The organism is Pseudonocardia nantongensis (assembly GCF_046546495.1).
GTDB classification, from domain to species: Bacteria; Actinomycetota; Actinomycetes; order Mycobacteriales; family Pseudonocardiaceae; genus Pseudonocardia; species Pseudonocardia nantongensis.
On the sequence record NZ_JBKGXT010000018.1, the window covers coordinates 74509 to 89415 of the forward strand.

Genomic DNA, 14907 nt, shown 5'->3' on the forward strand with positions numbered 1-14907 from the left:
ATGATCGGGGCATGACGAACGACCCGCACGCCTGGCTCGAGGACGTCACCGGCAGCGCGGCCCTGGAGTGGGTGACCGAGCACAACGCCCGCACCGAGAAGCTGCTGACCGGCACCGAGCTGTTCGACGGCCTGGAGTCGGGCATCCGCGAGGTCCTCGACTCGGACGCCCGCATCCCGTGGGTCACCTACCGCGGCGGGTACTACTACAACTTCTGGACCGACGAGCGGAACCCGCGGGGCCTGTGGCGGCGCACCACGCCCGAGCAGTACCGGACCGACGCCCCGGACTGGGAGATCCTGCTCGACGTCGACGCGCTCAACGAGGCCGAGGGCGAGAACTGGGTCTGGCACGGCGCCCGGTTCCTGCGCCCCGACCTCGACCGCGCGCTGGTGGACCTCTCCCGCGGCGGCGCGGACGCCGACGTCACCCGCGAGTTCGACGTCGTCGCGAAGGACTGGGTCGCCGACGGCTTCCACCGGCCCGAGGCGAAGGGCGGCGTCAGCTGGATCGACCGGGACACCATCTGGGTCGCCACCGACCTCGGCGACGGGACGACGACCAGCTCCGGCTACCCCCGGACCGTGCGCCGCTGGACGCGGGGCACCCCGCTGACCGACGCACCGGTCGTCTTCGAGGGCGCGGTCGAGGACCTGTCGGTGAGCGCGCACCACGACCCGACCCCCGGCTTCGAACGGGACTTCGTGCGCCGGGCGATCGGCTTCTACACCGACGAGCTGTACCTGGTCGACGGCCCCGACGGCCCTGATAGGACGGCGCTGCGGAAGGTCGACGTCCCGGATTCGGCGGTCGCCGACGTCGAGCGCGAGTGGCTGATCCTGGAGCTGCGCGAGGACTGGGGCGCGTTCCGGGCCGGATCGCTGCTCGCCGCCCGGTTCGACGACGTCCTGGCAGGCACGCCGAGCTGGGACGTACTGTTCGGCCCGACCGAGGCGTCGTCGCTGGCCGGGTACACCTGGACCCGCCATCACCTGGTGCTCAACGTGCTGGAGGACGTCGTCAACCGGCTGTCCGTGCTCACCCCCGGCGCCGAGGGCTGGGCCCGCAGCGCGTTCACCGGCGCTCCGGGCTTCGGCAGCGTCGGGGTGTCCGCGGTGGACACCGACGAGTGCGACGACGTCTGGCTCACCGTCACCGACTACCTCACCCCGTCCACCCTGGCGATCGCGACGATCGGTGAGCAGCCCGAGACGTTGAAGAGCTCGCCCACGTTCTTCGACGCCTCCCGGCACGTCATCGAGCAGCACTTCGTGACCAGCGACGACGGCACCCGCGTGCCGTACTTCCTGGTCCGGCCCGCGGACCTGGCCTTCGACGGCACCGCACCCACCCTGCTCTACGGCTACGGCGGCTTCGAGATCGCGCTGACCCCCGGCTACTCCGGCGGGATCGGCCGGTCCTGGCTGGAACGGGGCGGGGTGTACGCGGTCGCGAACCTGCGCGGCGGCGGCGAGTACGGCCCGCGCTGGCACCGCGCCGCGCTGCGCGAGAACCGGCCGCGGGCCTACGAGGACATGGCCGCGGTCGCCCGGGACCTGGTGGACCGGGGGATCACCGCGCCCGCACAGCTGGCCGTGCAGGGCGGCAGCAACGGCGGGCTGATGGCCGGGAACATGCTGGTCCGCTACCCGGAGCTGTTCGGCGCGGTCGTCATCCAGGTGCCGCTGCTCGACATGTTGCGCTACAGCCACCTGCTCGCCGGGGCGTCCTGGATGGCCGAGTACGGCGACCCGGACACCGCCGACTGGGACTTCGTCCGGACCTTCTCGCCGTACCACCTGATCGATCCGGGAGCCGCCTACCCACCGGTGATCCTGCTGACCTCGACCCGGGACGACCGGGTGCACCCCGGCCACGCCCGCAAGTTCGCCGCCGCGCTCGCCGAGGCCGGCCACGACGTCACCTACTACGAGAACATCGAGGGCGGCCACGGCGGCGCCGCGGACAACGCGCAGGCGGCGAAGATGGCGGCGCTCGCCTACGCCTTTCTGGAGCGGCTGCGCCACCCGTGAGTGGTTGTCGCGGTCCTGACCGCGACAACCACTCACGGGCGCGTAGCGCCCTCCAGGAAGCCGGTGACGATCTTCGCGAGATCCTCGGGCCGCTCGATGTGCATCCCGTGGCTCGACCCGGGCCCGCTGACGAGCTCGAACCGGGCCCCGGGGATCGCGTCGGCCACCTTGCGGGACTGCCACTGCGGTGTCAGCAGGTCCTGCTCGCCGACCACGACCAGGGTCGGAGCGGTGATCGAGCCGAGCCGGTCGAGCGTGTCGTGGGCCAGGTCGGCGTCCCACTGCTCGACGGTCGCCTGCATCTGCACCTCGGTCTGCGGGAACGCCGGGATCAGCGGGCCCAGCAGCTCCTCGAAGTCGGGCCGGTCGAGCAGCTCCGGGGAGAACGCGATCCCGGACGCGGCCAGTGCCGCCTCCATGTCCCGGTGCACGTAGGGCAGCCGGAGCGCGGAGAGCACGGAGCGCTGGAACCCGTCGCAGCGCGCCCACGTCCCGTACATCACCGTGGAGGCGACGCGGTCCGGGTGGGCCAGCGCGAGCTCCTGCGCGATCGCCGACCCGAGCGACCAGCCGAGGACGTGCGCCCGCGGCACCTCCAGTGCCTCGAGCAGGGCCGCGGCGTCCTCGGCCAGTGACGCGACGGTCATCGGCCCCTCGCCGCGCTCGGTGCCGCCGAGACCGCGCAGGTCGTAGGTGATGACCTGGTGGTGCTCGGCGAGCCGGGCGGCCAGCTCGCCCCACAGCGGGATCGAGCCGGACGTTCCCATGATCAGCAGCAACGGCTCGCCGTCACCGATGGTCTCGTGGTTCACCGTGATGCCGGTGCGGATTCTCGTCTGGGACATGGGGGCTCCTCCGGAGCTCGTGAGTGGTTGTCGCGGTCCTGACCGCGCCCACCACTCACGGGCGATATGTCAATCCGTTGTCGAGGTCGGCCGCGGGCAGCGAGGCCCGCTCGTGGTCGTGCTCGTGCATGTGGGTCCACGGCTCCCGGTCGCCCTGGCGGAACATCTTGTCCTGCGAGCGCATGACGTAGCCGGGGTTGAAGTTCGCCGGGTCGCTCCACGGCAGCAGCGGCATGTCCTCGTCACCGGGGCGCAGCTCGGGCACCACCGTGCTCGCGCCCCGCTCGTCCATCCGCTCGAAGATCCGCGCGACGACATCGTTGATCAGGTCGACCCGCAGCGTCCAGCTGTGCCGGAAGTAGCCGAACGCGTACGCCATGTTCGGCACGCCGCTGATCATCATCCCGCGCCAGGTGACCCGCCGGGAGAAGTCGACCGGCTCGCCGTCGACCCGGAACGGGATGTCGCCGAGCACCGACAGGTTGAACCCGGTCGCGGTGACGACGACGTCCGCCTCGATCACCTCGCCCGACGCGAGCTGCACGCCCTTCTCGGTGAACTCGGTGATCTCGTCGGTGACGACCGAGGCCTGGCCCTCGCGCATGGCCGTGAAGAAGTCGCCGTCGGGCACGAACGCGATCCGCTGCTGCCACGGCCGGTAGCGCGGGACGAAGTGCTTCTCGACGTCGGTGCCCTCGGGCAGCAGCGGGCGGATCGTCTCGACCAGGAACTCGTGCAGCTGATCGGGGTCGTCGCGCCCGGTCGTGGCCAGCCAGTCGAGCTGCTGGACGTAGGTGCGCCGCAGGATCTCGTGCGTCCACTCGTCGGGCAGGTCCAGCGGCTCGAGCATCGTGGCGAGCTCGTGCACCGTCGGCGCGGGGAACCAGTACGAGGGCGAGCGCTGCAGCATCGTCACGTGCCCGGCGGTGCCGGCCAGCGCCGGGACCACGGTCGCCGCCGTCGCCCCGGACCCGATGACGAGCACCTGCTTCCCGTCGACGTCGAGATCGCCGGGCCATGCCTGCGGGTGCACGATCCGACCCTCGAACCGGTCGGTGCCCGGCCACTCGGGGGTGTAGGGGTCGTCGTGGTTGTAGTAGCCCTGGCACATCCACAGGAAGTCGGTGGTGAGGCGGAGCCGATCGCCGGTGTCGGTGCGGGTGACCTCGGCGGTCCACCGGCGGTCCTCGGAGGACCAGTCCAGCGCCGTGACCCGGTGCTGGTAGCGGATGTGACCGGCGAGGTCGTCCTCGTCGATGACCTCGTCGAGGTAGGACAGGATCTGGTCGCCGCCGGCGATCGACGGGCCGCGCCACGGCTTGTGCCGGTAGCCGTAGGTGAACAGGTCGCTGTCCGAGCGCGCGCCCGGGTACCGGTGGGTCCACCACGTCCCGCCGCGGTCGTCCTGGGCCTCCAGGATCGTGAAGCTGCGGTCCGGGAACCGTTCGCGCAGGTGGTGGGCGGCACCGATGCCGGAGACACCCGCTCCGACGACGAGGACGTCGACGTGTTCGGCGTCCCGGGCGTCCTGCTGGTCGCGCTCGGTGGTGGCGGCACCGGTCATCGCGATGTCTCCTCCGGTCGACGTTGAAGGGGTGACCCGCCGAACCTAGATCGGCGGCGTGCGACCGCGGGTGTCCCAATCTCGGACAGTCGGCGGACTTGACCACGGCCGCATGATGTGAGGGAGCGCACAGAGGAGTGGTCGATGGCAGACGCCCCGGTCGGACACACGCCGCTCACCCGGGCCCGGGTGAGCCACCTGGACCGGTCCGATGTGGACCTGCTCGGTGTCCGGGACCACGTCGCGGCGTCCTGGCGGCGCAGCCTCGCCCGGGGCGTCGACCCCGCGACGATCGCGAACCGGTACCACCCGGACCTCGACCTCGACTCCCGCCTCGTCCGGTGTGCGCAGCCGGTGATCGACCGGCTGGCCGAGCAGATCGCGGACGTCCCGGTGTGCATCGCGCTGACCGACGACCACGCGCGGCTGGTCGTGCGGCGCGACACCGGGCGCGGGATCGGCCTGCTCGCCGACGGGAACAACTTCGCCACCGGGTTCGGCTACGGCGAGGGGGAGGTCGGCACCAACGGCGTCGGGACCGTCCTGGAGTCCGGGGAGTCGGTGCACATCGTCGGCGCCGAGCACTTCGTGGAGCGGCTGCAGGGCTACGCCTGCGCGGGCGCCCCGGTGCGCGACCCGCTCACCCGGCGGATCGAGGGCGTCCTCGACGTCAGCTGCCGGTCCGAGCACTCCTCACCCGTGCTGCACTCGCTCGTCCGGTCCGCGGCCGCGCAGATCCAGGATGCGCTGCTGCACGACCGGGACGCGGGCCAGCAGGCGCTGCTCGACGCCTGGTCCCGGGTCGACACCCGGGGCCGCCGGGCCGTGCTGGCCGTGGGCGGCCGGACGGTGCTGACCAACGTGCTGACCCAGACCCTGCTCGAGCCCGGTGACCTGCTCGCGCTGCAGGACCACATGCGGTTCGTCATGCTCCGGGCCCCGTCCACCGACGACCGCGTCGACCTGCCGTCGGGCACCCGGGTGCGGCTGCGCGGGACGGTCGTCACGGTCGGCGACTCGGTCGCCGGGATGATCGGGACCGTCTCGGTCCCGCAGGAGTCCACCGGGGACCCGACCACCGTCCACCCCCGCTCCCGCTCCGCCGACCCGGCACCGGATGCGCCCGGGCCGGCGGCCGGGAGCCGGTCCCCGGCGTGGCGGACGGCCTGGACGGCGGTCACCGAGGCGCTGCGCGAGTCCTCGACGGCGGTGCTGGTCCTCGGCGAGCCGGGCTCCGGCCGATCCCGGATGCTGGCCGATGTGGACCGGCTGCTGCACGGCCCGGGGCACGTAGTACCGGTGCGGCCGGAGCAGGTGGCGGCCGCGCCCGACGCGGTGGCGGACCGGATCCGGTGCCCGGACCCGGTCCGGCTGCTCGTGCTGTCCGACGTGGACCGGCTGCCGGCGGGGGCGGTCGAGACCCTGGCCGCGGCGCTCGACACCGCCCGCCCGGCCGACCGGCCGTTGCGGATCGCCGCGACGGCCTCCTATGACGCCCTGGGCGGGCCCGCGTACGGCGCGCTGCTGGACCGGTTCCGGTGGTCGGCGACGGTACCGCCGCTGCGGAACCGTTCAGGGGACCTGCCCGCGCTGGCCGGCGCACTGCTGGCCGAGCTGGCCCCGCAGCGCGAGATCCGGCTGTCCCCGGCCGCGCTGCGCCGGCTGACCCGGCACACCTGGCCCGGCAACGTGACCGAGCTGCGCGACGCGCTGGCCGCCGCGCTGCGCCGGCGCCCGGTCGGCAGCATCGAGCCGGCCGACCTGCCCGAGTCCTGTCAGAGCGCCCCGCGCAGCTCGCTGCGCGCCGTCGACCAGGCGGAGCGGGACGCGATCGTCGGAGCGCTGCGCGACGCCGGCGGCAACCGGGTGGCGGCAGCCACCGCGCTCGGGCTGGCCCGCTCCACCCTCTACCGCAAGATCCGGCTGTACGGGATCAGCGACTGACCGTTCCCGCCGGTTCAGGCGTCGCGCTCCGCGATGCCGGCGTGCTCGGTCCGCAGCTGCCGCTTGAGGATCTTCCCGCTGGGGTTCTTCGGCAGCGCCTCGGCGAACACCACGTACTTGGGCCGCTTGTAGCCGGCGAGCTTCTCCCGGGCGTGCGCGTGCACCTGGTCCTCGGTCAGTGTCATGCCCTCCTTCGGCACGACGACCGCGGTGACGGCCTCGATCCAGTGCGGGTGTCCGACCCCGAACACCGCGACCTCGGCGACGCCCTCGAGCAGGTAGAGCGACTCCTCCACCTCGCGGGACGCGACGTTCTCGCCGCCGGTCTTGATCATGTCCTTCTTCCGGTCGACCACCGAGAGGTATCCCTCCTCGGTCATGACGCCGAGGTCGCCGGAGTGGAACCAGCCGCCCGCGAACGCCTCGGCGGTCTTCTCCTCGTCGCGGTAGTAGCCCAGCGCGGCGTGCGGGGACCGGTGCACGATCTCGCCGATCTCACCGGGCGGGACCTCCTCGCCGGCGTCGTCGACCACCCGGGTCTCGACGTTGAGCGAGGCCCGCCCGGCCGACCCGGCCCGCTCGATCTGCTCCTGGGGCAGCAGGATCGTGGCCAGCGGCGACATCTCGGTCTGGCCGTAGAAGTTCCACAGCGCCACGTCCGGCAGCCGCCGCGACAGCTCCTGCAGCACCTCCACCGGCATCGCGGCGGCGCCGTAGTAGCCCTTGCGCAGGCTCGACAGGTCGGTCGTGTCGAAGTCCGGGTGGCGCAGCAGCGAGATCCACACCGTCGGCGGGCAGAACAGCTTGGTGACCTTCTCCCGCTCGATCGTCGCGAGCAGCGTCGCCGGGTCCGGCCCGGGCAGGATGACGCTGGTCGCGCCCAGGTAGACGTCGACGGAGAAGAAGCAGTCCAGCTGCGCGCAGTGGTACATCGGCAGCGAGTGCAGCTCGACGTCGTCGTGGGTCATCCCGCCGTCGACGATGCAGCTCAGGTACTGGGCGACCAGCGACCGGCTCGGCAGCATGACGCCCTTGGGCCGGGACTCGGTCCCCGAGGTGTACATCAGGCGGAGCGGGTCGTCGTCGCCTACGTGCACGTCCGGGACGCCCGGGTCGCCCTCCCCGTCGATCCAGGCGGCGGTGTCGACCCAGTCCCCGGTCGCGGCGGCCCCGGACAGTCCGATCCAGCCGCGGACCCGGGCCGGTTCCGACGACTGCGCCAGCGCCTTGTCCGCGGTCGGCGCCAGCGCGTCCTCGGTGACCAGCGCCTTCGCCCCGGAGTGGTCGAGGATGTAGGTGATCTCCTCCGGGCCGAGCATGAAGTTGATCGGCACCAGCACGACGCCCAGCCTGGCGGTCGCGAACACCAGCGTCACGAACTGGCGACAGTTGTGCGAGAGCAGCGCCAGCCGGTCGCCCTTGACCAGCCCCTGCCCGGCCAGCGCGGCCGCGCAGCGGTTCACGGCGGCGTCGAACTCCCCGAAGGCCCAGCGGTGCCCACCGTCGACCACGGCGAGCTTGCCCGGGTGCCGGACCGCCGTGCGGTGCAGCAGGTCGCCGATCGAGTGCCGACGGGCCCGCGTGATCGCGGCGGTCGTCTGCTCGCTGAAACCGTAGGCGGCGCTGCTCATGGACCGGCATCCTGCCCGACCCTCGCGTTCCCGTCACCCACGACCGGACCGGCCGCCGGCGCGGCGGCGAGGTCCAGGCAGGGTTCAGGACTCGGCGGTGCCCGACGCGGGGCTCCCGGCGTGCTCGTCCGGGACGCAGGTGCCGGTCGGCTCGTCCCGCCCGCGCAGGGTGACCTGCTCGCCAGTCCGCCAGTGCCGGGCCTCGGCCCCGGCGGCGTCCACCGCCTGCCGTGCTGCGACGACCCGGCCCGGCACCGACTTGGCGACGTCGGTGAGCCGGGCGGCCTCGTTCACCGGGTCGCCGATCACGGTGTACTCGTAACGGCGGGGGTCGCCCAGGTTGCCGGCGACCGCCTCGCCGGCCGAGACGCCGATCCCGGCCTCGATCTCCGGCATCTCCGTGGACAGCCGCTCGCCCAGCCTGCGGGCCGCGGCCAGCGCGGCACCGGGGGCGTCGTCGATGTCCAGCGGGGCGCCGAACACCGCGAGCGCGGCGTCCCCCTCGAACTTGTTGATCCAGCCGCCGGCCTGCTCGACGCACTCGACGACGATGCCGAAGAACCGGTTGAGCAGCGCGACGACCTCCTCCGGCGGGCGGCGGGTGGCCATCGTGGTCGACCCGACGAGATCGACGAAGAGCACCGCGACCGACCGGACCTCGCCGCCGAGCGGGATCTCGTCGGTGCGCGCGGCGGCCGCCGCGGCGACGTCGCGGCCGACCTGCCGGCCGAACAGGTCCCGGATCCGCTCGCGCTCGCGCAGCCCCTCGACCATCCCGTTCACCCCGGCCTGCAGCTGCCCGAGCTCGGTGTTGTCGTAGACCGGCACCCCGACGTCGAGGTCGCCGTCCTGCACCCGGGCCAGCGCCCGTCGCACGGTGAGCACCGGGTCGGCGATCGCCCGGGCCGCACCGATCGTGGTGAGCAGGCCGGCGCCGATCGCGGTCGCGCCCAGCGCCAGCATCGTCACCGCCAGCTGGCCGGGTGCGGTGTCGCCGAAGGTCAGGGCGGCGAGCCCGGCCAGCATCAGCCCGGCCACCGGGACCGCGGTGCCCAGCGCCCAGAACCCGACCGAGCGCAGCATCACCCCGGTGACCAGGCGGCGTCGCCGGGGCGGTCGGCCGGAGAGCACCCGGGCCGCGGCGCGGCGCAGGATCCGCTCGGCGAGCAGGTAGGACAGCGCGCAGGTGGTGACCCCGCCGATCGCCACCGCCGCCGTCACCGAGAACGCCAGCCGTCCCGAGTAGCGCAGGTTCAGGAAGCAGAACAGGACCGCGGCCACGATCCACAGCAGCGCGATGATCTGGGTGATCCGGCCGGGGCCGTGCAGCACCAGCCGCCGCTCGGCCCGCTCCGGGGCCGGCGAGCGCCGGTGCACGGTCAGCCGGCGCCGGCCGAACAGGATCCCCAGCGGGACCGCGACCAGCAGGTACCCGCCGAGCCAGACCAGGTTGACCAGCCGGATCGCGGCCGGATCGGCGAGCGGCTCGCGGGGCAGCACGAAGGCTGCGATCACCAGGACGACCGCGGCGCCGGTGACGTTCGCGGCCGCCACCACGAACGCGAGCAGCAGGCGCACCGGCCAGCCGATCACCGCGCGCCCGCGGATCGCGGGCCGGTCGTCCATCATGACCGGTGATCCTAGGCCGAAAGGGTGAGCGAAGGGGCAGGCGCGCTCACTCGAGCACGGGCCGCAACCGCGCCAAGCCCCGGTGTCGGACGTCAGCGCCGCAGGCCGGCCAGCCGCTCGGCCGCCTGTCCGAGCACGTCGTCGCGCTTGCAGAAGGCGAACCGGACCAGCGGCCGGGTCGCGGCGGCGCCGGCCTCCGAGGGACAGAACACCGACACCGGCACCGCGGCGACTCCGCACAGCTCCGGCAGCTTCCAGGCCAGGTCGACGCCGTCGTCGAAGCCGAGCGGGCGCGGATCGGCGATGACGAAGTAGGTCCCGCGCGGGGTGAGCACGTCGAACCCGGCGGCGCGCAGGCCCTCCGAGAGCAGGTCGCGTTTGCGGGTCAGGTCGGCAGCGAGCCCGGTGTAGTAGTCGTCGCCCAGTGCCAGCGCCTCCGCCACGGCCGGCTGCAGCGGTGCCCCGCCGTGGAAGGTCAGGAACTGCTTGACCGTGCGGGCCGCGCCGACCAGCTCGGGCGGGCCGTGCACCCAGCCGACCTTCCAGCCGGTCACCGAGAACGTCTTGCCGGCCGATGAGATCGTCAGGGTCCGGTCGGCCAGGCCGGGCAGCGTCGCCATCGGCACGTGCTCCGCGCCGTCGAAGGTCATGTGCTCGTAGACCTCGTCGGTGACGATCACGGCGTCGTGCGCGAGCGCCAGCTCGCCGATCCTCCTCAGCTGGTCACGGTCGAACACCGCGCCGGTCGGGTTGTGCGGGGTGTTGACCAGGACGACCCGGGTGCGCTCGGAGAACGCGGCGGCCAGCTCGGCGTCGTCGAAGGCGAAGTCCGGGGCCCGCAGCGGCACCGGGCGCAGCGTGGCGCCGGCCAGCGCGACACCGGCCGCGTAGGAGTCGTAGGTCGGCTCGAAGGTGACGACCTCGTCGCCGGGCCCGCACAGCCCGAGCAGGGTCGCGGTGATCGCCTCGGTCGCGCCGACCGTGACCAGGACGTCGGCCGGATCGACCACCAGGCCGTAGAACCGGCGCTGGTGCGCGGCGACCGCCTCGCGCAGCTCGGGCACGCCGGGGCCGGGCGGGTACTGGTTGCGGCCGCGTTCGGTGATGTTGGCGGCGGCGTCGGCCAGCAGCGAGGCCGGGCCGTCGGTGTCCGGGAAGCCCTGGCCGAGGTTGATCGCCCCGGTCTCGACGGCGAGCCGGGAGATCTCGGTGAAGACCGTCGAGGTGAACGGGCGCATGCGCTCGACCAGCATGGACCCGACCCTAGACGTCGTGCGGCGGCGCCCGGCGGTGCGCCGGGGCCGGGGCGGCGCAGCTCCTGATCGAGGTTCTGCGCGCGGCCCTGTGCGTCACCCGGGACGGCATGGGTTCCACGCCCGGCGGGTGAGGCGGCTGGGTGGCGGTGACGTCAGTCGAGGCCGCGGACGATGTGCGTCTCGTCGTCGCCGTCGTACGTGGTGTCGACGGTCTCGGCCGGGGTGTCGGTCTGGTTCACGGTGGGCCTCCTCTCTCGGGCGGATGACGAATGGTGGACATACAGGTGGACGCCCGTCACCGGTCTCCGGTTGCTGTTCCGGTTCGTGAACCGATCCAGAACCACCCGACCGGATGGCCGGACCCCGCCATCCGGTCGGGTGCCCGCTCCGGCTACCCGCTCACCCGGCCGATCAGGTGCAGCTTGTCGGCGCCGGGGCTCGCTCCACCTGCGCTGCGCGAGGCGTCCTCGGCGCCGCGGAGCGCCAGCCGCCACCCACCGTCGTCGTCCCGGGTGGTGACCAGGTCCGCCCGGGCCGGCAGCAGCACCGGCTTGCGGAACACGACGTCGTAGGTGAGCGCGTCCGGCAGCCGGCCCTCCAGCGACGCGACGGCGTGCGCGGCCGTCCACATGCCGTGCGCGATCGCCCGCGGGAACCCCATCGCCTTCGCCGTCAGCGGGTGCAGGTGGATCGGATTCACGTCCCCGCTCACGGCGGCGTAGCGGCGCCCGGTGTCGCCCGGGAGGCTCCAGCGCGCGTTCGCCGGGCCGGCGGGCGCCTCGGGCTCGGGGATGTCGGCGCTCGTGTCGCCCTCGGCCTCGGGTGCCGTCGCGCCGCGGGAGAGATAGGTGCTGCGTCCCTCCCAGACCGTCTCGCCGGCCGACTCGACGACCCCGACCAGGTCCACCTGCGCGCCCTTCGGGTGCGGGACGAACCGCTCGGCGCGCACCCGCACGTCCAGGGTGTCGGCCGGGGAGGTCCGCCGGTGCACGGTGATCCGGTTGGCCAGGTGCACCATCCCGGGCAGCGCCAGCGGGAACGACCGGTCGGCCATCAGCACGACCTGCAGCGGGAACGTCAGCACGTGCGGGTAGGTCACCGGCAGGGCGTCGGAGACCCGGAACCCGCAGACGTGCGCGTACTCCGCCAGGTGCGCCGGGTCCACCGGGACCCCGCGCCGGACGATCTCGCGCGCGGGCAGGGCCCGGCCGGACCCGCCGGGCAGTACCGCCCGGGCCGCGGCCCGGGCGTAGCGCGGCCCCAGCGCCGGCGGCCCGGACAGCTCGGTGATCTCGCGGTCGGTCACGGCTGCCATCAGGCCCCCAGCATCGACTGGCCGCAGACCCGCACGACCTGGCCGTTCAGGCCACCGGACTCGGCGCGGCCGAACCAGCCGATCGTCTCGGCGACGTCCACCGGCAGCCCGCCCTGCTTGAGCGAGTTGATCCGGCGCCCGGCCTCCCGGGTACCGACGGGCATCTTGCCGGTCATCTCGGTCTCGATGAAGCCGGGCGCGACCGCGTTGATCGTGGCACCGCGCTCGGCGAACCGCGGGGCGAGCGACCGGACCATCCCGATCACGCCGGCCTTGGACGCGGCGTAGTTGGTCTGGCCGCGGTTGCCGGCGATCCCGGACTGGGACGACACGCAGACCACACGACCGGACTCGTGCAGCGGCGAGCCCTTGGCCAGCAGCGCCTCGTTGATCGTCAGCTGGGCGCCCAGGTTGACCGCGAGCACCGGGTCCCAGCGGTCGGAGCTCATGTTGGCCAGCAGCTTGTCCCGGGTGATGCCGGCGTTGTGCACCACCAGGTCGACGCCGTCGTGCCGGTCGGCGAGGTGGCCGAGCAGCCGCCCGGCCGCGTCCGGGGCGGTGATGTCGAGCTGCAGCGCGGTGCCGCCGATCCGGTTGGCGGTCCGGGACAGGCCCTCGCCGGCCGCCGGGACGTCCACCGCGACGACCGACGCGCCGTCCCGGGCGAGCGTGTCGGCGATGGCGGCGCCGATGCCACGGGCCGCGCCGGTGACGACCGCGATCCGGCCGGCCAGCGGCCGCTCCTCGGCCTTCGGGTCGTCGATCTCGGCCGGCTCGGCCGGGACGCCCACCTGGGGCGTCACGTGCACGACCTGGCCGTCGACGTAGGCCGAGCGCGCGGACAGGAAGAACCGGATCGACGAGTCGATCGCCGCCGGCGCCGCGTCCGCGGCCACGACCAGCAGGTTCGCCGTCGCACCGAAGCGCAGCTCCTTGCCGATCGAGCGGATCAGCCCGTCCAGGGACTGGGCCACCGCGGCGGCCTCGGCACCGGTGGTCTCGGCCGGCTCGGCACCTATCAGCAGCAGCCGGCCGGACGGGCCGAGCCTGCGCACCGCGGGGGTGAGCAGCTGCTGGGCGGCGGCGAGGTCGGCCAGCGTCCGCGCCCCGGACAGGTCGACGACGACGCCGTACAGCTTCTCCTCGCCGGCCTCGGCCGGCGCCCGCTGCCCGTGCTCCTCGACGAACGCGGCGACCGGCTTCGCGAACCGGCCGTCCCCGACCGAGGTGACGAGCACCGGCCCCGCGAGGAGCGGGTCGCCCGGGCTGTGCCGGCGCAGGGCCGGGACCGTGGGCAGCCCGAGCTGCTTGGCGATCCCGGTGTTGGACAGGGTCGCGAGGAAATCACTCATGCCTTCGCCTCCAGGATCGCGACGACACCCTGGCCGCCGGCGGCGCAGATCGAGATCAGGCCGCGCTGGCTCTTCTTCTCCTGCTCGGCCTTCTCCCGCAGCAGCTTTGAGAGGGTGCCGACGATCCGCCCGCCGGTCGCGGCGAACGGGTGCCCGGCCGCCAGTGAGGAGCCCGCCACGTTGAGCTTGTCGTCGTCGATAGCGCCCAGCGGCGAGTCCAGGCCGAGGCGCTCCTTGCAGAACCGCGCGTCCTCCCACGCCGCGCGCTGGACCAGCACCACCGACGCGAACGCCTCGTGGATCTCGTACAGGTCGAAGTCCTGCAGCGACAGGCCGTTGCGCTGCAGCAGCCGCGGCACCGCGAAGACCGGCGCGGTGAGCAGGCCGTCCGAGCCGTGCACGTAGTCCACGGCCGCGGTCTCGGCGTCCACCACGTGCGCCAGCACCGGCAGCTTGTGCTCCGCGGCCCACTCGTCGGAACCGAGCAGCACCAGCGCCGAGCCGTCGGTGAGCGGGGTCGAGTTGCCCGCGGTCATCGTGGCACCCGGACCCTTGCCGAACACCGGCTCGAGCTTCGCCAGCTTCTCCGGCGACGAGTCGGGGCGCAGGTTGTCGTCCCTGGTCAACTTCAGGTACGGGGTGACCAGGTCGTCGAAGAAGCCGCGGTCGTAGGCGGCGGCGAGGTTGTGGTGGCTGCGCGCGGTGAGCTCGTCCTGCTCGGCGCGGCCGATGCCCCACTCCAGCGCGGTGCGGGCCGCGTGCTCGCCCATCGACATCCCGGTGCGCGGCTCGGAGTTCTCCGGGATCTCCGGGACGATCTGGCCCGGGCGCAGCTGCCCGACCAGCTTGAGCCGCTCCAGCGGGGTCTTCGCGGCGTTGACCTGGACCAGGATCCGGCGCAGGTCGTCGTTCAGCGCCAGCGGCGCGTCCGAGGCCGTGTCGACGCCGCCCGCGACGCCGGAGTCGAGCTGCCCGAGCGCGATCTTGTTGGCGACCGCGACCGTCGCCTCCAGGCCGGTACCGCAGGCCTGCTGGACGTCGTAGGCGGCGGTCGCCGGGTTCAGCCGGCTGCCGAGCACCGCCTCGCGGGTCAGGTTGAAGTCGCGCGAGTGCTTGAGCACCGCGCCCGCGACGACCTCGCCGAGCCGCTCGCCGGCCAGGCCGAAGCGGGCCACCAGGCCGTCCAGGGTGCTGGTGAGCATGTCGAGGTTGGACGCGCGAGAGTACGCGCGGTTGGCCCGCGCGAACGGGATCCGGTTGCCGCCGATGACGGCGGCACGCCGGGTGCTGGCTGGCATGGGAGGTCCCTCCTGGTGTCGGCGGTGCCCACCCGATCGG

Annotated in this window: 10 protein-coding genes; 2 read left to right on the forward strand and 8 right to left on the reverse strand. The window is 73.5% G+C overall.

What is annotated here, in order from left to right; all coding sequences use genetic code 11:
* Window positions 1–11 precede the first annotated feature (11 nt).
* Complete coding sequence (locus tag ACLFMI_RS19460) at window positions 12–2033, forward strand: prolyl oligopeptidase family serine peptidase (RefSeq protein ID WP_410949324.1); 2022 nt, start codon at window positions 12–14, stop codon at window positions 2031–2033.
* Between the two features lie 32 nt (window positions 2034–2065).
* On the opposite strand, the gene ACLFMI_RS19465 is transcribed toward ACLFMI_RS19460, so the two are convergent.
* Both ACLFMI_RS19465 and ACLFMI_RS19470 read right to left on the reverse strand, forming a co-directional pair.
* The gene (locus ACLFMI_RS19465; RefSeq protein WP_410949325.1) at window positions 2066–2878 is read right to left on the reverse strand and encodes an alpha/beta fold hydrolase; all 813 of its coding nucleotides are present in this window, start codon (window positions 2876–2878) and stop codon (window positions 2066–2068) included.
* Window positions 2879–2933: 55 nt separating this feature from the next.
* Window positions 2934–4442 carry a flavin-containing monooxygenase gene (locus ACLFMI_RS19470; RefSeq protein WP_410949326.1) on the reverse strand — a complete coding sequence of 503 codons (1509 nt, stop codon included), beginning with the start codon at window positions 4440–4442 and terminating at the stop codon, window positions 2934–2936.
* A 144-nt stretch (window positions 4443–4586) separates the two neighbouring features.
* On the opposite strand from ACLFMI_RS19470, the gene ACLFMI_RS19475 reads away from it, so the two are divergent.
* Window positions 4587–6386 (forward strand): sigma-54-dependent Fis family transcriptional regulator, encoded by a 1800-nt coding sequence (locus ACLFMI_RS19475; protein WP_410949327.1) that lies wholly within the window; start codon window positions 4587–4589, stop codon window positions 6384–6386.
* A 14-nt stretch (window positions 6387–6400) separates the two neighbouring features.
* On the opposite strand, the gene ACLFMI_RS19480 is transcribed toward ACLFMI_RS19475, so the two are convergent.
* From ACLFMI_RS19480 to ACLFMI_RS19505, 6 genes are all read right to left on the reverse strand, one after another.
* A complete protein-coding gene (locus ACLFMI_RS19480; RefSeq protein ID WP_410949328.1) occupies window positions 6401–8017 on the reverse strand; it encodes an acyl-CoA synthetase in 1617 nt (538 codons plus the stop codon).
* 84 nt (window positions 8018–8101) lie between these two features.
* Window positions 8102–9646 (reverse strand): adenylate/guanylate cyclase domain-containing protein, encoded by a 1545-nt coding sequence (locus tag ACLFMI_RS19485; RefSeq protein WP_410949329.1) that lies wholly within the window; start codon window positions 9644–9646, stop codon window positions 8102–8104.
* Between the two features lie 92 nt (window positions 9647–9738).
* Entirely contained in the window at window positions 9739–10899 is a 1161-nt protein-coding gene (locus ACLFMI_RS19490) for a pyridoxal phosphate-dependent aminotransferase (protein ID WP_410949330.1), read from the reverse strand.
* A gap of 394 nt (window positions 10900–11293) precedes the next feature.
* Window positions 11294–12217: a MaoC family dehydratase gene (locus ACLFMI_RS19495; protein WP_410949331.1), complete on the reverse strand. Its 924-nt coding sequence runs from the start codon at window positions 12215–12217 to the stop codon at window positions 11294–11296.
* Window positions 12217–13569 carry a 3-oxoacyl-ACP reductase gene (locus ACLFMI_RS19500; RefSeq protein WP_410949332.1) on the reverse strand — a complete coding sequence of 451 codons (1353 nt, stop codon included), beginning with the start codon at window positions 13567–13569 and terminating at the stop codon, window positions 12217–12219. Before ACLFMI_RS19500 ends, ACLFMI_RS19495 begins: the two co-directional genes overlap by 1 nt.
* Window positions 13566–14867: an acetyl-CoA C-acetyltransferase gene (locus ACLFMI_RS19505; RefSeq protein WP_410949333.1), complete on the reverse strand. Its 1302-nt coding sequence runs from the start codon at window positions 14865–14867 to the stop codon at window positions 13566–13568. The genes ACLFMI_RS19500 and ACLFMI_RS19505 overlap by 4 nt, the downstream gene beginning before the upstream one ends.
* Window positions 14868–14907 lie beyond the last annotated feature (40 nt).